A 26,549-nucleotide genomic window follows, 5' to 3' on the forward strand; every position below is an offset into this window, starting at 1 on the left:
GACGAGCGGGGAACGGAGGCGGTTGACGTGGAACGGCTGCTGCCCTCCGATCCGTCCCTGATCGGTGGTCACCGGCTGGCGGGACGGCTCGGCGCGGGCGGCATGGGCGTCGTCTACCTGGCGCGCTCACCGCACGGCGCCTGGTGCGCGCTGAAGGTGATCCGCGCCGAGTACGCCGACGACCAGGGCTTCCGCGCCCGCTTCCGCCGTGAGGCCGAGCTGGCGTCGCGCCTCACGAGCCGGTGGACCGTGCCGGTCGTCGCGGCCGACGCCGACGCCCGCTCCCCGTGGCTGGCCACGGCCTATGTGCCCGGCCCGTCCCTCGCCGAGGCCGTCGCGCTGCACGGACCCTGGCCCGAGGCGCAGTTGCGCGGCCTGGGCACAGTGCTGGCGGAGGCGCTGGACGGGGTGCACGCGGCCGGTCTTGTCCACCGGGACGTCAAGCCCGCGAACGTACTCCTGGCCGTGGACGGGCCGCGCCTGATCGACTTCGGGATCGCGCGGGCCGTCGGCGCGACCGCGCTCACCACGGACGGCTCCGTCGTGGGTTCCCCCGGCTACCTCTCGCCCGAGCAGGCCCGCGGGCACACTGTGGGTCCGCCCAGCGACGTCTTCTCCCTCGGCTGCGTCCTCGCCCACACGGTCACCGGCCGGCCTCCGTTCGGCACCGGCGGCGCCGCGGCCGTGCTGTATCGGACGGTGCACCAGGAACCGGACCTGGACGGCGTACCGGAGGGCCTCGACCGGACCGTACGGCGGTGTCTGGCGAAGGAACCGGAGCGGCGCCCGAGCGCGCGTGAACTCCGCGACATCCTCGGCGAGTTCGCCGCGGACGCGTGGCTGCCCGAGGGCCTGCCCGCCCTGGTCGCCGCCCGTGCCGCACGCGTCCTCGACCTGCCCGTGCCCGAACCCACCATGGTCGCGGGGCCCGCACCCGTGGACCCGTATGACGCACAGCCCTCGCCCACCCGGCGGCGCCTGCTCGTCGCGGGGGCCGCAGCCGGTGTCACCGCGGCGGCCGGGGCGGGAGCGTGGTGGCAGTGGGGCCGCAACAACGCATCCGCGAACACCGGTTCAGGCCGGCGGGCCCGCCACGTGGTCGCCCTGCTCGGCAATCCGGACAGGCCCTTCTACACGGCCCAGGAGCGCGGCGCCCGCCTCGCCGTCGAGCAGCACAACCAGGACGCCCGGCGCACGATCGACCTCGTGCTGCGCACCACGGACGACCGCGGCACCGCGAGGGGCTCCGCCGCGGCCGCCGCCCGGCTGGCCGACGACCCGGACGTGTCCGTGGTGATCGCCGCGGGCACGAACGCGACCGTGCTCGCGGCCCTCCCCCCGTGTACGGAGGCCCGGCTGACCGTGCTGGTCACCCGCGCCGACCACGACGACCTCAACCTGGTCAACACCACCTCCGCGCTCGTGCTGCGCTCCACCCGGACGGTCGGCCCGGGCGCGGCACTGCGCTATCTGAACAGGGCCGTCAAACCCGGCCGCACGGTGATCGTGCACGACCTGGCCACCGAGGCGGAGAGCCGGGCCACCATCAACATCACCAGCCCCCATGGCAAGCTCAACGGCGAGACGGTGATCGAAGAGGTGGCGGCCGACCAGGACTTCACCGGGGCCGCGCGCCGCATTGCCACCCGCCCCCGCGACGCCGTCGTCTTCGGCGGGGTGAACCCCGACCGCGCCGCCGCCCTCGCCCGCGCGTTGCGGAACGCGGGCCACCAGGGTGCCCGGGTCGCCGGCGAGCACGTCCTTGCCACCCCCTTCCTCGCCGTCGGCGAGGGCTGGCGGATCGGTACGGGCTACATCGACGCGAGTGCCGACCCCCGAACCAAGGCGTTCGCCGCCGCGTTCCGCACCCGCTACAAACGTGCGCCGGGCCCATGGGCGGCCGAGGCGTACGACGCCGTCCGGTTCGCCGCCCAGGGCCTCGCACACCTCGACGACGACGGCCGGTCCACCCTGCGCTCAGTCCTCCTGCGCCGCCCCTGGCAGGGCATCACCCGCCGCGTCAGTTTCGACGCCGCCAACCAGTACTTCCAGGCCAACGACGACGGTGGCGAGTTCCTGTACGTCGTGACCGGGGGAGCCGCCCGCTTCGTGTCGCGCTCCGACGACATCCCCAAGAAGACATGAACCAGCCCGCATTGTGCCCGAAACGCGTCGTACATCATTGAAGTCCGGTTCGTTATCCTGCCTCTGCTGATGGCATGCACGTGACGCGTTCCGGCGAAGCGGGGTCGGGGATGAAAGCGATCGTCGTGGGGGCGGGCATCGGGGGACTGGCCGCGACGCTCAGCCTGCGCAGAGCCGGCTGCGAGGTCACGCTGGTCGAGCAGACACCGCGGTTCACCGAGATCGGTGCCGGGATTCAACTGGCGCCCAACGCCACCCGGGTGCTGCGCCGGCTGGGCGTGCTCGACGCGGTCGCCGCGCAGGCGGTCCGGCCTCCCTACGTGAGTTTCCGGACCTGGTCCGACGGGGCCGAGATCTGCCGTTACCCGATCGGGCAGGACGCAGAGAAGGAGTTCGGCGCGCCCTATCTACAGGCCCACCGGGCCGATCTGCGCCAGACGTTGGCAGACGCGGTGCCGGCCGAGTCCGTGCGCCTGGACACCGAGGTCGTGGGCATCGATCAGGACGACGCCTCGGCGTATGTGACGACCGGGAGCGGTGAGCGCCTCGGCGCGGACCTGGTCGTCGCCGCGGACGGGGTGCGTTCCCCGGCCCGCCAGTCGCTCTTCGGCAAGGACGAGGCGGTCTTCTCGGGGACCGCCGCCTACCGGGCGCTGCTCCCGGCCGACGAGGTGGCCGATCTGGACCTGCCGGAGTACGCCGGCTGGTTCGGGCCGGGCCGGCACTTCGTCCACTACTGGGTGCGTCCCGGCCGACTGCTCAACGTCGTGGGAGTGTTCGACACAACGGAGCCCGCGCAGGAGTCGTGGACAGCGCAGGCGGAGCCGGGAGAGCAACTGCGCACGTTCGAGGGGTGGGACCCCCGGCTGCTCAGCGTCCTCGAACGCGCGGGGGAGGTGCTCCGCTACGGCATCTTCACCCGCGCCCCGCTTCAGCGATGGAACAGCGGGCGGGTGACGCTGCTGGGCGACAGTGCCCACGCGATGGTGCCGTTCCTGGCCCAGGGCGCGGCGCAGGCGATCATGGACGCGGCTGTGCTGGGTGACGTCCTTGAAGGTGCGACGCCGGCCGAGGTGCCCGAGGCGCTCGACCGGTATGTGCGTCGGCGGCTGGCGACCGCCACGAACGTACAGGCCGGTTCCGCCCAGGCGGGCCGGGCCTATCACCTGCCGGACGGGCCCGAGGCCGAGGCGCGGAACGCGCGCTGGGTGGCGTACGCGGCGGAGAACAGGTTCGGTCCTCATGCGGCCGCGTGGGGCATCGACGTCTGAAACCCCCGGAGCCCCACAACTGCCCGGGGGCCCGCCGCCGACGGGAAAACGCTTGGACTCCGCCCGCGCGGTCGCGGGACACTACGGCTTCTGCCCTGCCCGTGCCTGCACGGACATCGAGGCAACGACCTCTCCTTACAGAGCACATGGCGGGCTGCCGTACGACACCACGGGGTTGGGATGGAATCGCCTGAATCGCGTGAGTTACCCCGGGCCAAGGGCTCGGTGCTTCTCGCTCTTCGCTACTACGGACGGGAGTTGTCCCGGCTGCGGTGGCTGACGCTGCCCGCGATGCTGCTGCCGGCGCTGGGCAACATCGGCATCAACTACATCGCTCCGCTGATCGTCGCGAAACTCGTCGGCCGGATCGCCGCCGACGCAGGTATTTCCCTCGGCACGACGCTGCCCTACGTCCTCGGCTTCGCCGGCGTCCTGCTGCTCGCGGAGGCGCTGTGGCGTATCGGCCTGCACTGCCTGAACCGCCTTGCCGCCCGCAGCGTCGAGCAGTTGTACGTGATCGGCATGGACGAGCTGTTCGCGAAGGACGCGGCGTTCTTCCACGACAACTTCGCCGGGGCGCTGACCAAGCGGGTCCTGAGCTTCGCCTCGCGGTTCGAGGATTTCGTCGACACGCTGACGTTCCAGGTGGTGGCCAGCCTCGTGCCGCTGCTGTTCGGGGCGGTCGTGCTGTGGCGCTACGAACCACTGCTCGTCCTGGGGCTGTTGGCGATGATCGCGCTGACCGCGTTGTGCGTGCTGCCTCTCATCCGCCGTCGCCAGGCCCTCGTCGATCAGCGCGAGGCGGCGATCGCCCGGGTGTCGGGCCATGTCGCCGACAGCCTGATGAACATGGACACGGTCCGGGCGTTCGCCGCGGAGGAACGCGAGGCCGCCGAGCACCGGTCCCGGGTCGCCCAGTCCCGGCGGCTCACACTGCGGTCCTGGGACTACGGCAATCTGCGCATCGACACGCTGGTCGCACCGATGTCCGTGCTGACCAACGCGCTGGGCCTGCTGATCGCGGTCACCCTCGCCGGGGGCGGGCACGGCGTGGAGGCGGTCGTGGTGGCCTTCACGTACTACACGAACGCGACGCGGATCATGTTCGAGTTCAACCAGATCTACCGCCGCCTGGAGAGCTCGATGACGGAGGCCTCGCAGTTCACCGAACTGCTGCTGGTACCGCCGACCGTACTCGACCCGGTCGCTCCCGAACCGCTGCTGCCCAGCACGGCCGACGTCCGCTTCGAGCGGGTGACCTTCGCCCACGGGGGCGCGGAGCCGCTCTTCGAGGGCCTCGACCTGGCCGTGCCCAGCGGAACCAGGATCGGGCTCGTCGGCCGGTCGGGCGGCGGCAAGACCACGCTCACCCGACTGCTGCTGCGGATGACCGACATCGACGCCGGCCGGATCCTGATCGGGGGCCAGGACATCAGCAGGCTGCGTCAGGCCGACCTGCGCGGTCTGATGGCCTACGTGCCGCAGGATCCGGCGATGTTCCATCGCACGCTGCGGGACAACATCGCGTTCGCCCGGCCGGACGCCACCGACGCCGAGATCCGCCGCGCGGCCGAGGCGGCGCACGTCACGGAGTTCGCCGACGCGCTGCCGCACGGCTTCGACACCATGGTGGGCGAGCGCGGGATCAAGCTGTCCGGCGGACAGCGCCAGCGGGTCGCCCTCGCCCGGGCGATCCTGCGCGACGCGCCGATCCTGCTGCTCGACGAGGCGACCAGTGCCCTGGACTCCGAGAGCGAGATCCTCGTCCAGGAGGCGTTGTGGCGGCTCATGGAGGGGCGGACGGCGCTGGTCGTGGCGCACCGGCTGAGCACGGTCGCCACCATGGACCAGCTCGTCGTCCTGGAGCGCGGACAGATCGTCGAGCAGGGCACGCACCAGGAACTGCTCTCGGCGGACGGCGCGTACGCGAAGCTGTGGCAGCACCAGTCGGGCGGTTTCCTCGACGACACGCCCGCGGGGGCCGACGTGCACTGAGCGCTCCGCTGGATATGCGGTTCGTCTTGCGCGGGCCGGTGGAGGCTGGTCGCGCCCACGCGGCGGAGCCGCATGTTGATACAGCCCCGCGCCCCTATCGGGGCGCGGTTGCGCACCCGACTTCACCCTGGGCCGGCACCTGGGGATGCCGGATGGGTACGACCCCGATGCACCGGCCGTCCCGGTCCAGCAGCCGTCCCATGTGCTTGACCGTACGCAGGACCACCGAGCGGTCGTCGATGGTGAGGCGGGGCAGCTGCCGTGACAGGTGGGCCTCGAAGGCGTGCACGTCGTGCAGGGTGCGGAGCCATACGTCGATCACCAGGTTGTGCGGTCCCGCGGTGATCGCGCAGGAGCGGACCTCGTGCACCCGGGACAGCGCGCGGCTGGTCTCTTCCACATGGAGGCCCGGCACGGAGGCGAAGTACACGGCGGACAGCGGCCAGCCGGACAGCGGCCGGGCCAGGTCGCAGCGCAGGCTCAGTCGTGAGGCGAGCAGCGACTGGACTCTGCGGCGCACGGTCGTCAGGCTCGTGTCGGTCGACGCCGCCAGATCGCGCAGGGACATCCGGCCGTCCGTGCTCAACAGCTCCAGCAGCCGTTCGTCGAGGTCGTCCCAGCCGGCCTCCGCCGTGAGCGAAGGGCGGCAGGTCGGCGGCAGCGCCGCCTCGATGCGGGCGCTCTGGGCGGCGTCCAGGCTGCGCAGCCGCCACCGGCTGCCCTCCGTCGGCAGGCCGGTCGACACATTCGTACGGGTCGCCCGCACGCCGGGCGTCCGCTGGAACAACGTGGTGGTGAGGCCGGCCAGCTCGTCGAGACTCCGGGTGATCAGGGAGGCCACGACGTCCCGGCCACCCGCGGTGAGTTTGATGTTCGTGAAGGCGGGATCCGCCGCGAGCGTCCGGGCCACGTCCTCCGCGACGCCGGGCTCGGTGTCCACCTCGACCACGGCGGTCACCACGGACCGGGAGGACAGCCGCGGATAGGCGGTCACCCAGGCCAGACCCGCCTCGGTGAGCCGGTGCCAACGGCGTGCGGCGGTGACCGGGTTCACGCCGAGCACCTCACCGACCAGCGTCCACGGGGCCCTCGGGTGGATCTGCAGGGCGTGCACGACGGCGCGATCCAGCTCGTCGAGTTCCACCGGCTCCCCGGCTTCCGCGGCCGCGGAAGCCGGGGAGCCGACGGCACAATCCTGCACACCCCTGGGCGGCACTTCTCTGCGCGCACCTGGGGAATCAGGTCTGAAAACTGCAGGGTGACACGGAGTTTTCCGGCGCATCCCACACTCCATTCTCCCGTTCCCGACTGTTTTCCGACTTCAGAGGAGTGACAGCGCCCGATGCCGCTTGCCACCTCGCACGACACCCCCCGGACCGCCCTGCGCATCCACCACGCACGGCTCATCGACGGCACCGGCTCGTCCCCGGTGGATGACGCCGTCGTCATCGTCGACGCCGAGGGAACCATCACCTACGCCGGAGCCGCCACCCAGGCACCGGCGACTGAGAAGGATGCTTCCCCGGTCCGCGTGATCGACGCCGGCGGCCGCAGTGTGCTGCCCGGTTTCTTCGACTGCCACGTCCACCTCGCCTACGCCCAGGGCTCGCCGCCCGGCCGTCGTGCGGAACTGGACCCTGTGCTGGTCACTCTGGACACTGCCGCCCGGCTGCGCCAGACCCTGGATGCGGGCATCACCAGCGCCCGTGACCTGGGCGGTCTGTCGGCGGGCTACCGCACGGCCGTCGAGACCGGCCGGATCGTGGGCCCCAGGCTGCACACGGCCGTACGGATCATCAGCCACACCGGCGGTCACGCCGACGTACGGCTGCCCGACGGCACCGACCTGAGCGCCGGGATGTCCGAGATCGCCGACACGGCGGACCAGGCCCGGCTGGCCGTGCGCCGAGTGTTGCGCGAGGGCGCCGACCTGGTGAAGATCTGCGCCACCGGCGGCATGGGCAGCCCCTACGACCAGCCCGACGACGAGGGCCTGCTGGAGGACGAGATCCGGGCCGTCGTGGACGAGGCCCAGCGCCACGGCGGCAAGCCCGTCGCCGCCCACGCCCAGGGCAACGCCGGCATCCTGAACGCGATCCGCGGCGGTGTGACCAGCATCGAGCACGGCTACGGGCTCGACGAGCGGGCCCTGGACATGGCGGGGGAGCGCGGTACTTTCGTCGTCCCGACGCTGTCGACCGTATACGCCGGTATCAACAAGGACACGATGCCGGACTACCACTACCAGAAGAAGGTCCGCTGGTCCGGCCTCACCAAGGAGAACATCGCCGGCGCCATCGAGTACGGTGCCCGGATCGCGCTCGGCACCGACGCCGCCGTCGGACCGCACGGCGTCAACCTGATGGAGCTCAGCTACCTGGTCGACCTCGGCATGGACCCGATGGCCGCCATCGTCGCCGGCACCCGCAGCTCCGCCGAACTCCTCGGCGTGGCCGACCGGCTGGGCACCCTGACCGCCGGCCGCACCGCCGACCTGATCCTCTGCGACGGCGATCCGCTCACCGACATCGGCGTCCTCGGCGATCCCGCCCGCATCGTGTGCGTCGTCCAGGACGGCGTCGTACGCAAGGACCTCCTTCTCCCAGCGGCCCGGACCGGAAGGCAGCCCTGATGTCCTCACTGACCGACCTCCCAGCCAACGACAGCAAGTCCCCCGACAACAAGGGCCGCCCGAGCGGCCTGGACCGGGTACTCGGACTCATAGAGCGGGCGGGCAACGCGCTGCCCAACCCGATCGTCCTGTTCGCCGCGCTCTTCCTGCTCCTGGCCGTCGTCTCCTCGGCCCTGGAGTGGGCGGGCGTTTCCGTGGCCGTCCCCGGAACCGACGAGAACAAGCAGATCACCGGCCTGTTCAGCGGCGACGGGGTGCGCTGGCTGGTGGAGAACCTCGTCGTCAACTTCGCCACGTTCCCGCCGATCGGCGCCGTGCTGGTGCTGATCATGGTGGTCGGGCTCGCGGAGAAGACCGGGCTGCTGGAGACCCTGATGCGGGCCACGCTCGCCAGGGTGCCGCGCGCCGCGCTGCCGTACGCGGTGGCACTCATCGCCAGCCAGGCGCACATGATGAGCGACGTCGCTGCCATCGTGCTGCCGCCGCTGGCGGCCCTGGTCTTCAAGAGCGCCGGACGCCATCCGGTCGCGGGCCTCATCGGCGGCTTCGCCTGTGTCACCGCGGGCTACGCCGCCGGGTTCACCATCGGCTCGCTCGACGCGCTGTACGTCGGCATCACCCAGCAGGCGGCCTCCGTGCTCCCGGCCGCCGACGGACTCCACATCCATCTGCTCATCAACTACTTCTTCACCGCCGCCAGCAGCGTCGTGCTCGCGGCGATGGGCGGATTCCTCATCAGCCGCGTCCTCGAACCGCGTCTCGGCACCTACGAGGGCGGCGCGGACGAGCCCGAGGAGCAGGACCTCACCATCACGCCCATCCAGCGTCGCGGGCTGCTCGTCTCGGGGCTCGTCGTGCTCCTCTACCTGGGCGGGGTGCTGGCCCTCTGGCTGCCGCCCGGGGCTCCCCTGCGCGGCGAGGGCGGCGCCTTCGTGCCCTCGCCGGTGCTCACGGGCATCGTCCCGGTGCTCTTCTTCGCCTTTCTGCTGGCAGGGCTGACGTACGGCTTCACCGTGAAGAAGCTCACCGGCGCCGAGGACGTGGCGACGGCCGTGTCCGACTCGGTGAAGAGCATGTCCGGCTACATCGTGATGATGTTCGTCGCGGCCCAGGTCATCGCGCTGTTCACCTGGTCGAACGTCGGGGTGCTGCTGGCCGTGAAGAGCGCCTCGCTGTTCAACTCGATGGGCGTGACGGGCTTCTGGGCGATCCTCGTGTTCGTCCTGCTGGTCTCCTGCCTCAATCTGTTCATCCTCTCCGGCTCGGCCCTGTGGTCCCTGGTCGGCCCGGTCTTCGTCCCCGCGTTCATGCTGATGGGCATGAGCCCGGCGCTCACCCAGGCCGCCTTCCGTATCGGGGACTCCGCGACCGGAGTCATCACGCCGATGAATCCGTACGTCTTCCTGATCCTGGCGATGCTCCGGCAGTACGAGCCGGAGGCCCGCCTGGGGACGCTCATCTCGCGGCTCGCCGTCTTCGTGGTGCCGTTCATGCTGGTCTGGCTGGCGATCCTGGGCATCTTCTACGGCTTCGACCTGCCGCTCGGACCCGGTGCGGACATCGGCATCAAGTGAGTCGTACGCGGGGCTGCCGCGCGTCAGCCCCGCGTCGTCCATTCCAGGACCACCTTGGCGAACTCCTCGGGCAGTTGCTCCGGGACGGGGACATGACCGCCGGACAGCACCCGGGTCTCACAGCCGAGCGCGGCGGCGAACTTGTCCAGCCCGGGCAGGGAGTAGTGGTCGCCGGGGGCGCAGACGGCGAGGGTGGGGGCGGTGACGTACGGCAGACGCTGGTCCATCGTGTAACGCCGCACCGCCTCGTGGCCCTCCTCGACCCGGTCCAGCACCGTCAGGGCGTCCACCATGAAGCGGTTCAGGGCCGCTTCCTCGCCGTGCCGGTAGAAGTCGCGGCGACGGTTCCACAGCTCGGCCAGGTGCGAGCCGTCGGGCTGGGGGACGACGTGATCGATCTGCTTGCGCTCGCCGGCGGTGCGCCGCTTCTCCTCGTCGATGAACGGTGTGGCGGACAGCAGCAGACTGGCGACCCGGTCCTGATGGCGGGCCGCGAGCTCCACCGCGATCACGCCGCCGGTGTGGTGCCCTACGAGGTGGAAGCGCTCCAGTCCCAGCGCCTCGATGAGAGCGTCGGCGGCGTCGGCGAACTGCTCGATCGCGTGCGGGCCCTCGGGTTTCGCGGAGGCGCCGAAGCCCAGGGTGTCCATGGCGATGGCCCGCCGCTCGGCGCCGACCAGCGGCAGCACGTCGAGGTACTCGGTCCACGAGCGGGGGGTCTGATGAAGCATCAGCACGGGCTCGCCGGTGCCGCATTCGACGTAGTGCAACTGCCCGAAGGGGCTGGGCGCGTAGCCCTTGTGGAGAGTGGTCGTCATCGGTTGCCTGCCTTCTCTGGGACCTGGAGCGCCGGGAGTACGTGCGAGCCGACCGCCTCGATCAGTTCGGTCGGTGGGTCGTAGGAGCCGACGTGCTGGAGGAACACCCCCGTGACTCCGGCGGAGGCGAGGGCACGAAGCCGCGACGTGATGTGCTCGGCGGTGCCCAGCAGGCAGAACTCCTCGGCGAACCGGACAGTCGCCTCGTCGCTGATCCAGGCCGAGCAGATGTCCACGGCGGCCTGCCAGTCCTCGGCGTGCACGAGATCCGGGTAGACGCCCTCGACGGACGAGGGAACGTCGACGTCGATCCCCGCGAGGGCGAGGAAGGGCGCACCGCCGTTCTGCGCGATCGAGGCGCAGATGGGCTTGAGCAGCCGGGCCTCGGCCTCGATGTCGTCCGTCACGGCGCAGAACGCGGAGACGGTCAGCGGGAGGTCCTCCGCCGTACGCCCCGCGGCCTCGGCGCCTTCGCGTACGCGCGCGGTGGCGCTGTCCAGCGTCCTGGGTGAGACGCCGCTGAGCAGGATCACCCCGTCGGCGATCTCACCCGCGAGCCGCAGGTTCTTCGGCCCGCTCGCGGCCAGGTGCAGCGGCACCTCGGGGCGGGGATCACGCAGCCGGGACACGGCCCTGCCGTCGAAGTCCCACTCCTCGCCGTCCAGCAGCGCCCGCACCATGCTCAGCCCGGCACGCATCGCCGCCGAGGTGGTCTGCCGCAGACCGACGGGCCCCACCGAGCTGTTGCCCACGCCGAGGCCGAGGGTGAATCTGCCGGGTGCCAGCTCCGCCACGCTGCGCGCCGCCGACGCGACGACGGCCGGGTGCCGGGTCGCCAGGTTGGTGACGGCGGTGCCGAGCCCGATCCGCTCGGTGCCCAGCGCCGCGACGGTCAGCGTGGTGAACACGTCCCGCCACAGCAACTGGGAGTCGGGGAACCAGACGTCGTCGAAGCCCAACTCCTCTGCTCGGCGTACGGTTTCGAGTACCCGGTCGGCTCGGTCGCAGGGCGGTACGCGTACCCCGACCCGCAGGGGGATGTGTTCGGGACCGTTCATGGGCGTGGAGCGTAGGCACGGCTGAATGGCCGGCCCACGGAAATGGTCCGGTGAACGGGACATCAGGGCCTTGCCGTCGTGCGGTCCCAGGTACGGGCGGTCACACCCTGTTCGCGCAGGGCGGCCTTGCGGACCTTGCCGGTCTCCGTGAGCGGCAGGGCCGGGACCGTCTCGATGTACCGGGGCACCGCGAACGCGGGCAACTCAGCCGCGCAGTGCCGGGTCAGGTCGGCCGGATCCAGCACGCCGCCCGGCCGTACCACCACCGCGACCATCACCTCGTCCTCGGCCAGTTCGGAGGCCACCGGGAACGCGGCGGCCTCCGCGACCGCCGGATGGGAGCGGACGGCCGACTCCACCTCGCGGGAGGAGATGTTCTCGCCCCTGCGGCGGATGACGTCCTTCACGCGGTCGACGAAGCGGAACCAGCCGTCGGGTTCGCGGACCACGCGGTCACCGGTCCGGCGCCAGGAGTCGGACGGCTGCGGCGGCTCGTCGAGGTAGCCGGTCGAGAAGGCGTACAACTGGTGGCTACGGACGAGGAGTTCGCCGGGCGTTCCGTCCGGGACCGGGGCCAGGGCCTCGTCGACCACCTGCGTGGAGAATCCCGGGCGCAGCGTGCCGATGTGTCCGGGCCGGTACTCCTCTGGCGTCGACCCGATGACGAGGTTCGTCTCCGTGGAGCCGAAGCCGTCGACGAGGGTGACACCGAAACGGCTCCGGAAGGCCTCCCACGCGGCGGCCGGCGTCGCCGGCGAGAGGCCGCGCCGCACCGAGTGGGTGCGGTCGTACGGCCCCGGCGGCTGTGCCAGCAGCATGGGCACCATCGCGCCGAGCAGGTAGACGACCGTGGCCTCGGCGTCCGCCACCTGCGACCAGTACCGCGAGGCGGAGAACCGCCCGCCGACGGTGCAGCTCGCGCCCACCGTCATGGCGTGCGCCAAGGTGTTGAGGGCGTTGGTGTGGAACAGGGGCAGACAGGTGTGGAGCGTGTCGTCGGCGGTGAGGCGCAGGGCGTCCGCGACATTGCGGCCCCACCACGCGAACTGCGCCTGCGGGCACCGCACTCCGCGTGACGTCCCGGTCGTGCCCGAGGTGAAGAGGACGGCGGCGGTGTCCTCGGGGCGCGGCCGGGCGGGCGGAAGCGGAGCCGTGACACCAGGCTTGGGCGCGTCGGTCCCGTCTGCCACCCAGACGACGCCACGGTGCCCCGCCTCGACCGCACGCTGGGCCAACTCGGCCTCGGCATACAGGAATTGGGGCCGAGCATCGTGCAGCACATGCCGCAGGGACTGTCCGCGCAGGGCGGTGTTCAGCGGAACCACGACCGCGCCGAGCCAGGCGCAGCCGAGGATCAGGTCGACGAGTTCGGTCCGGTTGGAGAGCAGGGCCGCGATCCGGTCGCCCGGCCGGCAGCCGTGTGCCGCGAGCGCCCCCGCCATGGTGGCCGTGGCCTCGCGCGTCTGGGCGTACGTCCGTGTGGTGTCGCCCAGACGCAGGAAGACCCGGTCGCCGTACTTCTCGGCCGCCCGGTCGACGAGCTCCGGCACCGTCACGCTCACTGCAGCACGCCTGCCTCGCGCAGTTGTCGTAGCCGCTCGGGCGGGATGCTCGCCACCTCGCGCAGCACCTCCTCGGTGTCGGCACCGAGGAGCGGCGCGGGCCTGCGGATCCCGCCCGGTGTGCGGGTCAGCCGGATGGGCACGCCCTCCTGGAGGAAGGGCCCGGCGGCCGGATGCTCCACTCGGACGTAGAAGCCGCGCGCTCTCAACTGCGGGTCGTGCTCGACGAGTTCGCGCCCGTCCTGGACCGCTCCGGCGGGTATCCCGCGCTCCTGCAACAGCTCGGCGGCGACGTCGGCGGGCAGGGTGCGCGCCCACGCACCGAGCACGCCGTCGATCAGGGCGCTCTCGCTCCTGCGCCCGTCCGCCGTCAACAGCCGTTCATCGGAGGCCAGTTCGAGGTGTCCGACGACCTCGCACAGGCGGGCCCACTCCTCGTCCGAGCGGACGCTGACGGCCAGCCAGCGGTCCCTGCCCAGGCTCCGGTACACGCCCTGTGGGCTCCACTCCGGATGAGCGTTGCCGATCGGCGACCGCGGCGGCGTGAGCAGACTCGTCCCCATGTGGGAGGCGATCGCCTCCAGTTGGGACAGGTCGATGTGCTGTCCGCGGCCGGTCCCGGCCCGGTGCTCCAGTGCGGCGACCGTGGCCAGCGCACCCTGGAGCCCCGCGACGATGTCGCCGTGGCCGTAGATGACGCCGACCACGTCGTCCGGTCCCCAGCCCGTGAGCCCGGTCAGTCCGCCGGCGGCCGAGACCGTGTCCGCGTACGACACCCAGCCGGCCCGCGGGCCGGTGTGGCCCATGCCCGACATGCTGACGTAGACGAGACCGGGGTTGAGCTCGCGCAGCGTCTCGTAGCCGAGGCCGAGCTTCTTCATGACCGTGGCGCTGAAGTTCTCCACGAGGACGTCGCAGGACGCGATGAGCTCGCGCAACACCGCCACGCCTTCCTCGGTCCGCGTGTCCAGCGCGATGCTGCGCTTGTTGCGGTTGACCTCGTTGAAGTAGCCGTTGGTGTTCGGGTCTGTGTGCGGGCCGCGCGAGAGGTGCATGAAGGGCGCGAACCGGGTGGGGTCGGGGCGCCGGACCGACTCGACCTTGATGACGTCGGCTCCGTGGTCGGCGAGGACCTTGGTGCAGTACGGGCCGGCCAGCACCCAGGTCAGATCCAGGACCCGTACGCCGTCCAGGGCGGGGACGGCGGGGGAGCCGGGCGGGACCGGTCGCACCGTGCGGGGTTCGTCGAGCAGCCCTTGGTCGGCGCCGGCGGCGGGCACCGTGAGGGAGGTGACCCTGCGGCCCTCCGGGAAGGCGAAGGGGAAGCCGAGGTCGGTTCGGCCGTCCACCTCCGTGAAGAAGTCCCGGGCGGCCAGCTGCGGGTTGTCCGGCAATTCGTGCGGCAGGTCCACGGCGGCCCAGGGCAGCTTCCTGGCCTGGGCCCGCTCCGCGAACTCGGCCTTCGGCCAGGTGCCCATGAAATCCTGGACGACCTTGAAGACGTACTCCTGGTGTGTCTTGCGCTCCACGGGGTCCTGCCACCTCGGCTCGCCGAGATCGGCCTCCGCGCCGTCCTCGCGCAGCCACTCCAGCAGCGCGTCCCACATCCGGGGGCTGCCGCCGAGCCCGCCGCCGAGGAATCCGTCGGCGGCCCGGAACAGCCCGTGCGGGACCAGGGGATGCACGCGGCCCGGACGCGGCGGCACCCGGTCCTCGTGGAGATAGGCGAGGGTGCCCGCCTCCAGCGCGGCCGCGACGCACGCCTGCGCGGAGACGTCGATCAGCTGTCCCGGGCCCCGGCGCCGCGCCCGCAGTCCCAGCAGGACGGCGATCGCCGCGTTCACGCCGGCGAGGTGTTCGGCCTGGGTCTCGGGCAGGTGCAGCGGCGGGCCGTCCGGGTCGCCGACCTGCGCGAGCATCCCGCCCGTGGCGGCCACCACGAGATCGCTGCCCTGCCAGCAGCTGCGCGGGCCGACGAGCCCGAACGGGGTGACTCGGACGTGCACGAGATGGTCGAGCCCCTCCGCCTCCACCCCTTCGGCCGTGCCGTCGAGCACGGCGTCCGCACCCGCCAACAACCGGCGCAGCCCGGAGGCGTCCTGTACGGTCACCGAGCGCTTGCCGGCGTGCCAGTGCGCGAAGGCGTGCCCGTCGGTCTCGTGGCGGCCGGGGTCGCCCTGCGGGGGCTCGACCAGCACGACCTCGTAGCCGAGACCGACCAGCAGGCGGCCCGCGAAGCGGGTGAAGGGGCTGGTCAGTTCGACGACTCGGGGCGTTGACGCACTCACATGTCCTCCGTCAGCCGTGGTGCTGATGCAGAAAGCCCGTCACGGTGGCGTGGTAGTCGTACGGCCGTTCCTCCTGCGGGTGATGGGACGCCTCGCTCATCACATGCAGGTTCCCCCGCGGGATCATGCGCGCCAGCATCAGCGGATAGTCGGGGGTGAGGAAAGCGTCGTACATGCCCCACAGGAAGAGCACCGGCGCGGTGATGCGGCCGAGTTCGGCGGTCAGGTCCTGCCAGTCGCCGCGGGGGTTGTCCGACGCGCCGGCGAGCGCGGTCTCCTCGGGGTCGAGGCTCTGCTCGTGGCGCAGGGTCACGGTGCCCTCGGGGACGGCGTCCGCGTCGTACCACTCCAGCCGGGCGATCAGCTCCCGCATCTTCTGCGGGGACGGGCCGGTGCCGCCGTAGTAGATGTCACGGGCGTTGCGTCCGCGGCGCCCGCCTTCGGGCAGCGGGGCGAGGGGACCGTAGAACACGGGCATGCTGCCGGTGATCACCAACGACCGTACGCGCTCCGGGTACTTGGCGGCCAGGTTGAGCGCGATGGTCCCGCCCCAGGAGTTGCAGACGAAGTCGGCGCGCTCCACGCCGAGGGAGTCCAGCAGGGCCACGGTCTTGGCGGCGTGGTAGTCCCACATGGGGCCCTCGATGACGGGCTTCGCGGACTTGCCGTACTGGAGGATGTCGACCAGGAAGCACCGGCGGTCCGCGGCGAACAGCGGCGCCACCTGACCGAAGTCCGACCAGCCGGTGCAGCCGGGGCCGCCGCCGTGCAGGAAGACGGTGGGGCTGCCCAGGCTGTCGCCCAGCTCGATGTAGTGGTACTTGACGCCGTCCGCCTCCGCGTAGGCGCCCTGCGGCGGGGCCTGAATGTCCATGAGATCCATGTCTCCGATCGTCCGGGGGCTGCGGTGTCCGCCCAAGTGAACCGGTCCGCTCAGCGGGCCCGTTCAGGCGAGAACCAGGACGACCTTGCCGAGGGCCTCCCCGGTGCGCAGCCGTGTCACCGCCTCGGCGAGCCGGTCGGGGGAGTGCCGCTCGATCGGCAGGGTCAGCTCGCCCGTGCTCAGTTCCGCCAGCAGCCGTTCGGCGTCCTCGGCCACCTCCCTGCCGCGCGTCATCAGGTTCACGGGCAGCAACGCCACGTCGGCCAGCAGGAAGTCCGCGAGGTCCACGCCGAACTCGCGCCCGGCGGTGTAGCCGACGAGAGCGGCACGGCCGCGCGGGCGCACCAGGTCGAGGGCATCCCGCAGCACCGGGCCGCCGACGGTGTCGATGAGCGCGTCGACCTGCCCGCCCACCGTCTCCGGGGACAACTCGCCCGCCAGCACGGCCTTGGCGGGCGCGGGGACATGGCCCAGCTTGGCCGGACGGCCGACCACGCCGACCACTTCGGCCCCGGCCCGGGCGGCGACCTGCACCGTCAGGGCGCCCACCGCGCCCGCCGCCCCGGTCACCAGAACCCGCTCTCCCGGCCGTACGGCGGCGACGGAGTGCACGGCCGCCCACGCCGTGCCGGCCGGAGAGAAGAAACCGCACGCCAGGGCCGGATCCGTGCCCTCCGGCACCGGCGTCACGGCCGCGTCCGGTACCACGGCGTGCTCGGCCCAGCAGCCGTCCCGCCGCAGCCCCACCCCCTTGCCGTTGACCCTGACCAGGCTGCCCTCGGGGTGGGTGTCCGAGGCCAGGACGGTTCCGCTGCCGTTGGTGCCCGGCACCACGGGGAGGTCGGGGAGGATCCCGAACCTGCCGTCCACGATGTTGAGATCGAGGTGACCGACCTGCGCCGCCAGCATCCGTACGAGCGTGTGGCCGGGGCGGGGCGCGGGCTCGGGCCGCTCGACCGGCCGGGGGAGGGAGCCGAACCGTTCCAGAACCAGGGCCATGCTCACAGCTTCACTCCGTATCGACTCAGGGCTCGGGACGCGACGATCCGCAGTACGCGGTCGAAGACGAAACCGAGAATGCCCAGGGTGATGATCCCCACGAAGACCCAGTCGATGCGGCCGTAGTTGCGGGAGGTCCAGATCAGCGCGCCGAGCCCGACCTGGGCCGCGACGATCTCCGCCGACACGATGGTCAGGAAGCTGTTGCCCATCGCGAGCCGCGCGCCGGTGACGATGTGCGGCACCGTCGACGGCAGGACCACCCTGACCAGGATCTGCCGGCGGCTCGCACCGAGACTCGCGGCGGCCCGCAGCTTCGACTCGCTCACCGCCATCACACCGGCACTGGTGTTGAGGATGACGATGAAGACCGACGTGTAGAAGATCAGGACGACCTTCGAGGACTCGCCGATGCCCAGCCACACCACGGCCAGGGTGACGAAGGCGATCGGCGGGATGAACCGGAAGAACTCGATGTACGGCTCCAGGAGTTGCCGCACGATCCGGATCTGCCCGACGAGCAGCCCGGCCGGCACACCCACCAGCAGCCCCAGTCCCCAGCCGATCAGGATCCGGCGACTGGAGGCGATGACCGAGTTGGTCAGCGAGCCGTCGGCCGCCAGATCGCGGGCCGCGGACAGGGTCTGTTGCGGAGAGGCGACGAGCGAGGGGCCGTAGTGCATCGCCAGCAGCTGCCAGACGGTGATGCCGAGGACGATCGAGAGGGCGTACATGCCGATCGTGCGCAGCCTCAGCCGGGCGGTCCGCGCCGTGCGGCGTTCGGCGCGCGGTTTCGGGGCGGTGTCGACGGTCACGGTCGTCATCGGATCTCCTCGGGGTCGAGCCCCTGGTCGCGCAGTGCCTTGCGTACCTCTTCGCCGATGTCCCCGCGCAGGCTGTGGCGCAGCTCGGCGGCGGTCGGGTCGGTCACGTCCCGGGGCCTGGGCAGGTCCACCGGGTAGACGGACTTGATCGACGCGGCCGGACCCGCGGTCATCACGGCGATCCGGTCGGCGAGCAGAATCGCCTCGTCGATGTCGTGCGTGACGAACACGACGGTGCAGCCCGAGACGCGCCGGATACGGTCCATCTCCTCCTGCATCACCTGCCGGGTCTGCGCGTCCAGCGCCCCGAACGGCTCGTCCATCAGCACCACGCTCGGCTCACCCGCCAGCACGCGCGCGATCTGCACCCGCTGCCGCATACCGCCGGACAGCTGGCCGGGGAACCGGTCGGCGCAGTGCCGCAGCCCGACCAGCCCCAGGTACTCGTCGGCCAGCGCCGACTGTTCGGCACGGGACCTGCCGCGCATCCGGGGGCCGAACACCACGTTCTGCCGGACGGTCAGCCAGTCGAAGAGGGCTTCGCTGCTCTGGAAGACCATGCCGAGTTCCGGATCCGGCCCGGTCACCGGGGCGCCGTCGACGGTGAGGCTGCCCGCGTACGGCTCGACGAACCCGGCCAGCGCCGACAGCAGGGTGGACTTGCCGCAGCCGCTCGGCCCGAGCAGACAGAGGAACTCCCCGGCGGCGATGTCGAGCGACACCCCCTGTACGGCGTGGAAGGAGCCGAACCGGATGTCGACCTCCTCGACACGGACGGCCGCACCGCGCGTGCCGTCCGTCCGGGTGGGCATCGGGTCGGCCTGGATGGCCTTGGTCATCACGATCCCTTCGTTTGCCGGATGTCGGAACACCGGGGTGCGGGCTTTGGTAGGGCCCCGGAATCGTCGAACCGTAGAACGGCGTGCCGCACGCGGGCACGGATTCGGTCCGTTGAACGGGACGCCCCGCGCTCACCCGCCGCCGGATACCGCCCGGTCTGCTGAGCGGAACAGGTCCGTGGCCGGACCCGGCGCGTCGGCCGAAGCTCTACGCCATGTTCCGACGACGGCAGCAGGAGGTCGCGCACGATGACCACGGGTGAGAGCTCGCCCGCCCCCAAGAGGACGGGCCGGACGGGGCGCGGCACCACCGGGCAGCCCGGTCGGCAGGACTGGACGTCATGGCCCCACTACGACGCGGCGGGCACGGGCTTTCGCGGCTACTGGTATCCGGTCACCTGGTCCAGCCACATCACCGGAAAACCGCTCCCGTTCACCATCTGCGGCGAGAAGATCACGCTGATACGGGACGGCGGCACGGCGTACGCGCTGCACAACCGCTGCCCGCACCGCGGCGTACCGCTCTCCGAGGGCGACCAGCAGTTCCCCGGCACCGTCAGCTGCCCGTACCACGGCTGGACCTTCGACCTGCCCACCGGCAAGCTGGCCGCGGTCATCACCGACGGGCCGGGCTGCCGGCTGACCGGCAAGGTCTCGGTGCGGACGTATCCCGTCGAGGAGCGCCTCGGCATGGTGTGGGTCTACATCGCCGTCGCCGACGAGGAACCCCACCCCATCGACACGCAGCTGCCCGAGGAACTCGTCGGCAACGGCTTCGTGATGGGCGGCCGGATCGAACCCCGCGGCGGCAACTGGCGCTTCGCCTGCGAGAACGGCTTCGACGAGGGCCACGCCAAGTACCTGCACCGCACGGCACTGTGGCGGCTGTTCAAGCCGATGCCGACCTGGAACATCACCAGGGTCGTCCCCCAGGGCAGATGGATCTTCCGCGTCCAGGACGAGGTCCACTGGGAGGCCGACTTCCCCGGCGTCGGCCACTGGTCCAACAAGCGCTGGTGGAAGAAGCAGCCGCCGAAGGAGACCTTCAACATCGGCAACACCGGCAAACCGGACAAGGTCGACCCGGTCATCGAAGCGCAGGAGTTCCCCGGCTTCGCTTCCCTGTCCATGCCGGGCGTGCTGCGCATCGCCTACCCGAACTTCATCCACTACGAGTTCTACGTCCCCGTCGACGCCGACCACCACCGCTATGTCGGCGTGATGGTCAACTTCACCGAGGGCTGGCAGACACTCGGCTTCTACGCCAAGTACCTGGGCGCCATCCGCTGGCTGTTCCACGGCCAGTTCTCCGGCCAGGACGCCTGGATGGTCGACGTCACCGACGCACCCCCGGAGAAGCTCTACCGCCCCGACATCTCGCTGACCGCCTGGCGGAACCTCAGCGAGGAGGAGTACGCCAAGAAGCTGGCCGCGACCGGCGCCAACCCCCCTGCTGAAGAGAAGGCATGACCATGGGCCGCACCCTGCTCACCCTGCTGGCCGGGGCCGCGATCGCCGTCGGGCTCCCCCTGGCCAAAAAGCGCTTCGCGCGCACCACCATGACCCAGGTCCACAGGATCAACCAGTGACCGGCGACGGCCTCGCGGGGCTCGACGCCCGGCGGCGCGCCTGGACCGAGGAGGCCTGGCGGCATGTCACCGGCGACCGTCTGCGCGAGCTGATCACCGGCCTCGTCGGCATCCCGAGCCCGACCGGCGACGAGGCGCCGCTCGCCGCGCACATCGCCGACACGCTGGGACGTCACGCCGTGGTCCAGTCCCTCGACGACCGGCAGGCCAACGCCTTCGCCCGTCTCCGCGGCGACGGAACCGGACCCGACCTCATGCTGTACGCGCCCATCGACACCCTCACCGTGGGGGAGGAGAGCGAGGATCTCCCCTGGATCGGCCCGGAGTTGCGCGACGACATGCGCCCGAAGGCCTTGGCGGACGGCGATCTGGTCACCGGCCTCGGCGCCTCCAACCCCAAGGGCCACGCCGCCTGCGTGATGATGGCCGCCGAGGCGATCGCCCGCGCCGGCCTGCCGCTCACCGGCGACCTGGTCGCGGCGTTCGGCGCGGGCGGCATGCCCACGAACGCCCGGCCGGGCAGTACGAGGCTCAACACCGGCCAGGGCGTGGGCTGTTCGTTCCTCCTGGAGCAGGGCGTGTGGACCGATTACGCCATAATCGCCAAGCCCGGCTGGACGGTCTCCTGGGACGAGGTCGGCCTCGTCTGGTTCGAGGTCACGGTCCGCGGCACGCACACCTACGTCGGCTCACGCCATCGCCTGCCGTACGACAACGCCATCGCCCGCGCCGGCGAGGTCGCCCGGCATCTGGAGGAGTGGTTCGTCGAGTACGCCGAGCGCCACACCGGCGGCACCGTCGCACCGCAGGGCATCGTCTCCTCCGTGCGCGGCGGCTGGCCGCGCATGGCCGCGGTCACCCCGGCCGCCTGCACCCTCCGCGTGGACCTGCGCATCGGCCCCGACACCACGCCGATGCAGGCCAAACGGGAGTTCCTCGCCGCCCTCGACAAGCTGCCGGGGGACGTCACCGCCGAGATGGTCCTGGCCGTCCCCGGCACCCGGACCGACCCGGACAGCTGGATCTGCCGTACGGCCATGGCGAGTTGGGAGGCCGTCGAGGGCCGGGAGCACGAGGTGATCCCGGGCAACAGCGGAGCCACCGACGCCAACATCCTGCGCGGCCGCGGTATCCCCACGGTGCGGGTCGGCATGCCGAAGGTCACGGACGCGCCCTTCGAGATCGACTTCGCGCGGGGGATGAACACCGTCTCCGTACGGGCCATGGAGAAGCTGACGCGCCATCTGGTGCGTACGGCGGTCGACACCGTCACCCGCAGGCGCACCGAGCTGGAGGAACCCGCATGACCGAGATCGTCCTGGGCGTGGGCGCGTCGCACAGCACGCTGATGAACACCCACTGGGAGCAGACCCTCCACAAGGACCGGGCCGAGCGGTTCCGGGACGCGCTGAAGGCCGCGCGCGACGAACTCGCCGCCGCCCGGCCCGACACGGTGATCCTGGTCGGCTCCAACCACTTCCGCGGCTTCTGGCTCGACCTCATCCCCAGCTTCACCATCGGCGTCGGTGAGTGCGTCGCGAGCGGGGAGTCCGGCACCCCGAAGGGGCCCCAGCCGGTGGATGTGCCGCTCGCCCGTCACATAGCCAACTCCCTTGTGGAGAGCGGGCGTTTCGACGCGGCCTTCTCCGCCCGCCTCCAGATCGACCACGGCCAGTCGCACGCCATCCAGTACCTCCTCGACGGCCTCGACGTCGAGATCGTGCCGCTCGTGGTCAACGTCTTCGCCCACCCGCTGCCGACCCTGGAGCGCAGCGAGCAACTCGGCCGTGCGATCCGGGAAGCCGTGCTGGCCTTCCCCGAAGACCGCAGGGTGGCCGTGATCGGCTCCGGCGGCCTCTCGCACCGGCTGCCCTGGCCCGACTGGCGCGAACCGCACGGCGACGACGAGGAGTTCATGGTCGGCGCCTGGCTCGACGGCCGCGACAACTGGCAGGACTACGACGCCCGCCGCCGCGAGATCATCCGCGCCGCCGAGGCCGCCCTCAACCCCGAGTGGGACGACGAGTTCCTGTCGCTGGTCGAGCGCGGCGAGACCCACCGCATCACCCGCCTCACCACCGAGGAACTGGAGAAGACGGCCGGCAACGGAGCGCAGGAGATCCGCACCTGGCTGCTGATGTCCGCGCTGCTCGACCACGTACCCGGCCGGCGCCTGGTCTACGAGCCGATGCCCGAGTGGCTCACCGGGATGGCCGTCGCCGTCCTGGACCCCGTACACCCCGAGGAGAGGAACACATGAGCATCTGGACCGAACTGTCGGGCATCGACTACCGGCACGCCTACGTCGAGACCGGCGGCTTCAAGACCCGCGCCCTGCAAGCAGGTCCCGAGGACGGCGAGCACGTCGTGTTCCTGCACGGCACGACCGGACACCTCGAAGCGTTCGTACGGAACATCCCGGCGCACGCCTCGGCCGGCTACCGCTGCCACGCCATCGACATGCTGGGCCACGGCTATACGGGGAAGCCGGATCGCCCGGGTGAAATCCCGGCGTACGTCGAGCACTTGATGTCGTACCTGGACGCCGTGGGCGCTGAGCGAGCGCATCTGGTCGGTGAATCGCTGGGCGGCTGGGTGGGATCCTGGGCGGCGAGCGAGTACCCGGACCGGGTCGCCTCCCTCCAACTCCTGTGCATGGGCGGCACGAAGATCAACCCGCAGGTGATGGAGCGGCTGAAGACCTCGACGCGGGCCGCCGCCCTGGAGGACGACGTGTCCTTCACCCGGGAGCGGCTGCGGCTGCTGTGGGCCGAGTGGGACGACGACCTCGGCGAGGAGCTGACGAAGATCCGCTACGAGATCTACCACCACCCCGACTTCCAGCGGAACCTGCACAATCTGCTGGCCCTCCAGGAGGTGGAGACGCGCGAGCGCAACCTGCTCCGGCCGGACCGGATGGCGCGCATCAAGGCGCCGACCCTGATCGTCTGGGGCAACAAGAACCCGTTCGGGGACGTCCCGGAGGCCGAGGCCATCGCCGCCGCGATACCCGGCGCCCGGCTTGAGTTGTTCAACGGGTGCGGGCACTGGCCGCAGCACGAGAAGGCGGACCGCTACAACCCGCTCAGCCTGGCCTTCCTGGCCGAAGTCTGACCCTCCGGGCTGCGGTCATCACGAATTAACAACCCCGCCCATGGCCCTGATCAGGGAATCCGTGATTCCGTGAGGGGATCGGATTCAGCCAAGAGCCGCGTTCCGCGAAAGGCAGCCGCAGGGCACCTGGAAAGCAACTGGAAGGCAACGGATCGACCGGGAGGTTCTTCCCATGACCGTCACCACCGTCGGCCGCGCCGGCACTGTACCCGCTGTACGTGCCGTGACCGGCTCGGCGATTCCCCGGGAAGCGGTTCCCGGCCCGGACCCGATGAACTCGGTCCTCGGCAAGGTCAGACCGATCCTGGAGGCGTTCACCGCCGAGGACGACAGTCTCTCCCTCGCCGAGCTGGTGCGCAGGACCGGCGTCGCCAAGGCCACCGTGCACCGGCTCGCCCAGGAGCTGGTGATGTGGGGACTCCTGGAACGTGCGGGCTGCGACTACCGGCTCGGGCTGCGCCTGTTCGAGATCGGCCAGCGCGTGCACCGGCAGCGCATCCTGCGCGAGGTGGCCCAGCCGTATATGGAGGACCTGCTGCTGGCCACCCAGGAGACGATCCACTTCGCCATCCACGACAGCCTCGACGTCGTGTACCTGGAGAAACTCTTCCCGCACCGTGGGCTGAACGAGGAGTCCCGGGTCGCCGGCCGGCTGCCGCTGTACTGCACGGCCACCGGCAAGGCGATCCTGGCCTTCTCCCCGCCCGCCCTGTTCGCCGAGGTGGTCAGGAACGGGCTGAAGCCCTTCACCCGCCACACGGTGACCCTGCCGGGCCGGCTGCGGGCCCAACTGGAGCGGATCAGGGCGGAGGGCTTCGCCATCGAGGCCGAGGAGATCCGCCTCGGCTACACCAGCATGGCCGTGCCGGTCTTCAGCCGCCAGGACACGCTCGTCGGCGCGCTGTCCATCACCGCGCCCACCTACCGGATGGACCCCTCGGGCCACGCCGTCGCGCTGCGCGCCGCGGCTCTGGGCATCAGCCGGTCGCTGCGGTGAGCGCGGCACTGGACGAGGTGCTCGCAAGGGCCCGGAAGCTGATCGGGGAGTGGGACGGCGAGGACTGCGGCGTCCTGAGCGTGAAGGAGTTCTGCCGGTACGCCGCCGCCCTCAACGACGGCGACTACATCCGCCGGGCCCGCGCCCAGGAGGCCGCCGGGGAGCGGGTCGTCGCCCCGCCGCTCTTCGTCGCCGGGACGCTGAGCTGGCAGGACGGCCCGACCGAGGACGCCCTGCAACGCGACGGGCTCGCCGCCAGGGAAGCTCCCTGCACCGACGGCCTGCCGGTACGCCATGTGCACGGCGGCCAGTCGGTCCGGCTGGGCAGGCCACCGGTCGCGGGCATCCGGGTCACCGCGTCCCGGGCCATCACCTCCGCCGACCAACGGCGCGGCCGGTCCGGCGAGTTCGTGCTGCTCGGTGTGACCACCCGCTTCACCGCGGAGGACGGAGAGGAACTCATGGCCATGGACGAGACGATCGTCGTGCTCGACCTGCCCGGCACAGGTGCCGAAAGCGACGAGGGCAGCGGAGCCGCCGCGTGACCGCTCCCACCGCCGGACAGATCTGCCCGCCCCGCGGCTACTCCCACAGCCGAGTCCAGCTCTTCCGGTTCAGCGCCGTGTCCTGGAACTCCCACCGCATCCACTACGACGCCGGGTTCGCGGCGTCCGAGGGCTTCGGGGACGTCGTCGTCCAGTCCACCCTGCACGGCGAGAGCGTCACCCGGTACGCCCTCGACTGGGCCGGGCCCGAAGCCGAGCTGGCGTCGGTGAGCTGGCGCAACCGGGCCACCGCCGTGGCAGGTGAGCCGCTCACCTGGACCGCGACGGTGCGCTCGGTCGAGCCCGGCGACGACGGAGCCCGGGTGACGCTGGACGTCTCCGTCCTCAAGGACGACGACGTACCCTGCGTCACCGGGCACGTCGAACTCACTTGGCGTGCTGCTCGTACCAGCCCTTGAGCAGGGTGGTCTGGAGGTCCGGCGACTGCTTGAGCAGTTTCCGTTCGAGGAAGAAGTCGACGATCTTCTTCGACGCGGCGATGTCCGCGTCGTTGATGCCGCGCGCGGCGAAGTTGATCTCCGGCAGTACCTTCACCGTCTGATCCTCGGGCAGCTTGACCTGCTTGTTGGAGGCCTGCGCCGCCGCGGTGGGGTCGTCGGTGACGATCTTGTCGGCCTCGGCCACCACCTTGAAGATCTTGCCGGCGACGTCTTCGTTGTCCTTGAGCCAGCTCTGGTCGGCCAGCAGCCACTGCACGTACCTCACCCCGAAGTCACCGATGCGCCCGGCGATGTGACCGCCCGCCGCGTCACCGCGCGCTGCCCACGGCTCGTAGAGGATGTAGCCGTCGATGGAGCCCTGCTCCAGCATTCCGGGGATCTCCGGCGGCGAACTCTCCAGGATCTTCACGGAGTCCGGGTCGATGCCGTTGTGCAGCAGGTACTGGTGCGTCGAGTAGAGGCCGAGGCCGCCGATCGCCGCCATGGTCTTGATCTGCTTCGGTGAGTCGATGCCGTCCCGCAGGACGACCTTGAGGTAGCGGTCGGAGGACTGGAAGACCCCGAGGGCCCGTAGGTCGGGATTGGTGACCATCAGCGGCAGGGCGGAGGAGTCGGAGTTGAGTCCGATCTGCGCGGTGCCCGCCGACACGGCCTCCGACGCCGCCGGACCGCCCTCGGTCTTCACCAGCTCGACGTTGACGCCCGCCTTGGTGAACATGCCGCGCTCCACGGCGAGATAGAGGGGGGCGTACGAGGCGTCGACACCGAGGGCGAGACGCACCGTCGGTTTGCCCGCCGCCGACACCCCCGCCGAGTCGGTCGTCCCGGCCGTACAGGCCGTGGTGAGAGCCAGCGCCGCGCAGGCGGCGGCGAGGGCGCTTCTTCTGCTGATCCGTACTGTCTGCATGTCCGCACTCCCGTGGCCGGAATTCTCGTGCCGCAGACGCTCCCAGCC

23 protein-coding genes are annotated in these 26,549 nt (G+C 71.2%); 13 read left to right on the plus strand and 10 right to left on the minus strand.

The genetic code is table 11. From position 1 onward, the window contains the following. Window positions 1-27 precede the first annotated feature (27 nt). The 3 genes from KCH87_RS25580 (at window position 28) to KCH87_RS25590 (ending at window position 5,411) form a co-directional block, all read left to right on the plus strand. Window positions 28-2,145 carry a bifunctional serine/threonine-protein kinase/ABC transporter substrate-binding protein gene (locus tag KCH87_RS25580; protein ID WP_210588581.1) on the plus strand — a complete coding sequence of 706 codons (2,118 nt, stop codon included), beginning with the start codon at window positions 28-30 and terminating at the stop codon, window positions 2,143-2,145. Window positions 2,146-2,255: 110 nt separating this feature from the next. Then, on the plus strand, window positions 2,256-3,416 hold the full coding sequence (locus tag KCH87_RS25585; protein WP_210588643.1) for an FAD-dependent monooxygenase: 1,161 nt from the start codon (window positions 2,256-2,258) through the stop codon (window positions 3,414-3,416). A gap of 180 nt (window positions 3,417-3,596) precedes the next feature. Further along, window positions 3,597-5,411: an ABC transporter ATP-binding protein gene (locus tag KCH87_RS25590; protein ID WP_210588582.1), complete on the plus strand. Its 1,815-nt coding sequence runs from the start codon at window positions 3,597-3,599 to the stop codon at window positions 5,409-5,411. A gap of 94 nt (window positions 5,412-5,505) precedes the next feature. Here the strand turns inward: KCH87_RS25590 and KCH87_RS25595 are convergent, their stop codons facing one another. Continuing rightward, window positions 5,506-6,555: an Lrp/AsnC family transcriptional regulator gene (locus KCH87_RS25595; RefSeq protein ID WP_308298909.1), complete on the minus strand. Its 1,050-nt coding sequence runs from the start codon at window positions 6,553-6,555 to the stop codon at window positions 5,506-5,508. Between the two features lie 198 nt (window positions 6,556-6,753). On the opposite strand from KCH87_RS25595, the gene KCH87_RS25600 reads away from it, so the two are divergent. Beyond that, window positions 6,754-8,043, plus strand: a complete 1,290-nt coding sequence (locus KCH87_RS25600; RefSeq protein WP_210588584.1) for an amidohydrolase family protein — start codon at window positions 6,754-6,756, stop codon at window positions 8,041-8,043. Next, window positions 8,043-9,617 carry an AbgT family transporter gene (locus KCH87_RS25605; protein ID WP_210588585.1) on the plus strand — a complete coding sequence of 525 codons (1,575 nt, stop codon included), beginning with the start codon at window positions 8,043-8,045 and terminating at the stop codon, window positions 9,615-9,617. Before KCH87_RS25600 ends, KCH87_RS25605 begins: the two co-directional genes overlap by 1 nt. 23 nt (window positions 9,618-9,640) lie before the next feature. On the opposite strand, the gene KCH87_RS25610 is transcribed toward KCH87_RS25605, so the two are convergent. The 8 genes from KCH87_RS25610 to KCH87_RS25645 all read right to left on the minus strand — a co-directional run bounded on the left by KCH87_RS25610 (window position 9,641) and on the right by KCH87_RS25645 (window position 18,888). Then, window positions 9,641-10,435, minus strand: coding sequence for an alpha/beta fold hydrolase (locus KCH87_RS25610; protein ID WP_210588586.1), 795 nt, complete (start codon window positions 10,433-10,435; stop codon window positions 9,641-9,643). Beyond that, window positions 10,432-11,493 carry an LLM class flavin-dependent oxidoreductase gene (locus KCH87_RS25615; protein WP_210588587.1) on the minus strand — a complete coding sequence of 354 codons (1,062 nt, stop codon included), beginning with the start codon at window positions 11,491-11,493 and terminating at the stop codon, window positions 10,432-10,434. The genes KCH87_RS25610 and KCH87_RS25615 overlap by 4 nt, the downstream gene beginning before the upstream one ends. 62 nt (window positions 11,494-11,555) lie before the next feature. Then, entirely contained in the window at window positions 11,556-13,055 is a 1,500-nt protein-coding gene (locus KCH87_RS25620; protein WP_210588588.1) for an AMP-binding protein, read from the minus strand. Beyond that, the gene (locus tag KCH87_RS25625) at window positions 13,052-15,343 is read right to left on the minus strand and encodes a CoA transferase (RefSeq protein ID WP_210588589.1); all 2,292 of its coding nucleotides are present in this window, start codon (window positions 15,341-15,343) and stop codon (window positions 13,052-13,054) included. The genes KCH87_RS25620 and KCH87_RS25625 overlap by 4 nt, the downstream gene beginning before the upstream one ends. Before the next feature lie 10 nt (window positions 15,344-15,353). After that, complete coding sequence (locus KCH87_RS25630; protein ID WP_210588590.1) at window positions 15,354-16,226, minus strand: alpha/beta fold hydrolase; 873 nt, start codon at window positions 16,224-16,226, stop codon at window positions 15,354-15,356. Between the two features lie 63 nt (window positions 16,227-16,289). Continuing rightward, on the minus strand, window positions 16,290-17,225 hold the full coding sequence (locus KCH87_RS25635; protein ID WP_210588591.1) for a zinc-binding alcohol dehydrogenase family protein: 936 nt from the start codon (window positions 17,223-17,225) through the stop codon (window positions 16,290-16,292). 2 nt (window positions 17,226-17,227) lie between these two features. Then, window positions 17,228-18,049 (minus strand): ABC transporter permease, encoded by an 822-nt coding sequence (locus KCH87_RS25640; RefSeq protein WP_210588592.1) that lies wholly within the window; start codon window positions 18,047-18,049, stop codon window positions 17,228-17,230. Next, the gene (locus KCH87_RS25645; RefSeq protein ID WP_247196773.1) at window positions 18,046-18,888 is read right to left on the minus strand and encodes an ABC transporter ATP-binding protein; all 843 of its coding nucleotides are present in this window, start codon (window positions 18,886-18,888) and stop codon (window positions 18,046-18,048) included. The genes KCH87_RS25640 and KCH87_RS25645 overlap by 4 nt, the downstream gene beginning before the upstream one ends. A 249-nt stretch (window positions 18,889-19,137) precedes the next feature. Here KCH87_RS25645 and KCH87_RS25650 point away from each other — a divergent pair, with 249 nt between their 5' ends. The 8 genes from KCH87_RS25650 to KCH87_RS25680 all read left to right on the plus strand — a co-directional run bounded on the left by KCH87_RS25650 (window position 19,138) and on the right by KCH87_RS25680 (window position 25,552). Beyond that, window positions 19,138-20,358 carry a Rieske 2Fe-2S domain-containing protein gene (locus tag KCH87_RS25650; protein ID WP_210588593.1) on the plus strand — a complete coding sequence of 407 codons (1,221 nt, stop codon included), beginning with the start codon at window positions 19,138-19,140 and terminating at the stop codon, window positions 20,356-20,358. Continuing rightward, window positions 20,355-20,477 (plus strand): hypothetical protein, encoded by a 123-nt coding sequence (locus tag KCH87_RS50475; RefSeq protein ID WP_308298910.1) that lies wholly within the window; start codon window positions 20,355-20,357, stop codon window positions 20,475-20,477. Before KCH87_RS25650 ends, KCH87_RS50475 begins: the two co-directional genes overlap by 4 nt. Then, a complete protein-coding gene (locus tag KCH87_RS25655; RefSeq protein WP_210588594.1) occupies window positions 20,474-21,784 on the plus strand; it encodes a M20 family metallopeptidase in 1,311 nt (436 codons plus the stop codon). The genes KCH87_RS50475 and KCH87_RS25655 overlap by 4 nt, the downstream gene beginning before the upstream one ends. Then, window positions 21,781-22,737: a catechol 1,2-dioxygenase gene (locus KCH87_RS25660; RefSeq protein WP_210588595.1), complete on the plus strand. Its 957-nt coding sequence runs from the start codon at window positions 21,781-21,783 to the stop codon at window positions 22,735-22,737. Before KCH87_RS25655 ends, KCH87_RS25660 begins: the two co-directional genes overlap by 4 nt. Continuing rightward, a complete protein-coding gene (locus KCH87_RS25665; protein WP_210588596.1) occupies window positions 22,734-23,591 on the plus strand; it encodes an alpha/beta fold hydrolase in 858 nt (285 codons plus the stop codon). The genes KCH87_RS25660 and KCH87_RS25665 overlap by 4 nt, the downstream gene beginning before the upstream one ends. Before the next feature lie 172 nt (window positions 23,592-23,763). Further along, a complete protein-coding gene (locus tag KCH87_RS25670) occupies window positions 23,764-24,588 on the plus strand; it encodes an IclR family transcriptional regulator (protein ID WP_210588597.1) in 825 nt (274 codons plus the stop codon). After that, window positions 24,585-25,133 (plus strand): MaoC family dehydratase N-terminal domain-containing protein, encoded by a 549-nt coding sequence (locus KCH87_RS25675; protein WP_210588598.1) that lies wholly within the window; start codon window positions 24,585-24,587, stop codon window positions 25,131-25,133. The genes KCH87_RS25670 and KCH87_RS25675 overlap by 4 nt, the downstream gene beginning before the upstream one ends. Further along, a complete protein-coding gene (locus tag KCH87_RS25680; RefSeq protein WP_210588599.1) occupies window positions 25,130-25,552 on the plus strand; it encodes an acyl dehydratase in 423 nt (140 codons plus the stop codon). The genes KCH87_RS25675 and KCH87_RS25680 overlap by 4 nt, the downstream gene beginning before the upstream one ends. On the opposite strand, the gene KCH87_RS25685 is transcribed toward KCH87_RS25680, so the two are convergent. Next, entirely contained in the window at window positions 25,521-26,501 is a 981-nt protein-coding gene (locus KCH87_RS25685; protein ID WP_210588600.1) for an ABC transporter substrate-binding protein, read from the minus strand. The two genes, KCH87_RS25680 and KCH87_RS25685, sit on opposite strands and share 32 nt — an antisense overlap. Window positions 26,502-26,549: the final 48 nt, after the last annotated feature.

It is taken from the genome of Streptomyces sp. GESEQ-35, from assembly GCF_017948485.1.
Lineage (GTDB): Bacteria > Actinomycetota > Actinomycetes > Streptomycetales > Streptomycetaceae > Streptomyces.

Bases quoted from the DNA above. Each gene is read 5' to 3' on its own strand.
- KCH87_RS25585 (WP_210588643.1), top strand. From the start codon at position 2,256: ATGAAAGCGATCGTCGTGGGGGCGGGCATCGGGGGACTGGCCGCGACG.
- KCH87_RS25590 (WP_210588582.1), top strand. From the start codon at position 3,597: ATGGAATCGCCTGAATCGCGTGAGTTACCCCGGGCCAAGGGCTCGGTG.
- KCH87_RS25600 (WP_210588584.1), top strand. From the start codon at position 6,754: ATGCCGCTTGCCACCTCGCACGACACCCCCCGGACCGCCCTGCGCATC.
- KCH87_RS25605 (WP_210588585.1), top strand. From the start codon at position 8,043: ATGTCCTCACTGACCGACCTCCCAGCCAACGACAGCAAGTCCCCCGAC.
- KCH87_RS25610 (WP_210588586.1), bottom strand. From the start codon at position 10,435: ATGACGACCACTCTCCACAAGGGCTACGCGCCCAGCCCCTTCGGGCAG.
- KCH87_RS25615 (WP_210588587.1), bottom strand. From the start codon at position 11,493: ATGAACGGTCCCGAACACATCCCCCTGCGGGTCGGGGTACGCGTACCG.
- KCH87_RS25630 (WP_210588590.1), bottom strand. From the start codon at position 16,226: ATGGATCTCATGGACATTCAGGCCCCGCCGCAGGGCGCCTACGCGGAG.
- KCH87_RS25635 (WP_210588591.1), bottom strand. From the start codon at position 17,225: ATGGCCCTGGTTCTGGAACGGTTCGGCTCCCTCCCCCGGCCGGTCGAG.
- KCH87_RS25640 (WP_210588592.1), bottom strand. From the start codon at position 18,049: ATGACGACCGTGACCGTCGACACCGCCCCGAAACCGCGCGCCGAACGC.
- KCH87_RS25645 (WP_247196773.1), bottom strand. From the start codon at position 18,888: ATGACCAAGGCCATCCAGGCCGACCCGATGCCCACCCGGACGGACGGC.
- KCH87_RS25650 (WP_210588593.1), top strand. From the start codon at position 19,138: ATGACCACGGGTGAGAGCTCGCCCGCCCCCAAGAGGACGGGCCGGACG.
- KCH87_RS50475 (WP_308298910.1), top strand. From the start codon at position 20,355: ATGACCATGGGCCGCACCCTGCTCACCCTGCTGGCCGGGGCCGCGATC.
- KCH87_RS25660 (WP_210588595.1), top strand. From the start codon at position 21,781: ATGACCGAGATCGTCCTGGGCGTGGGCGCGTCGCACAGCACGCTGATG.
- KCH87_RS25665 (WP_210588596.1), top strand. From the start codon at position 22,734: ATGAGCATCTGGACCGAACTGTCGGGCATCGACTACCGGCACGCCTAC.
- KCH87_RS25670 (WP_210588597.1), top strand. From the start codon at position 23,764: ATGACCGTCACCACCGTCGGCCGCGCCGGCACTGTACCCGCTGTACGT.
- KCH87_RS25685 (WP_210588600.1), bottom strand. From the start codon at position 26,501: ATGCAGACAGTACGGATCAGCAGAAGAAGCGCCCTCGCCGCCGCCTGC.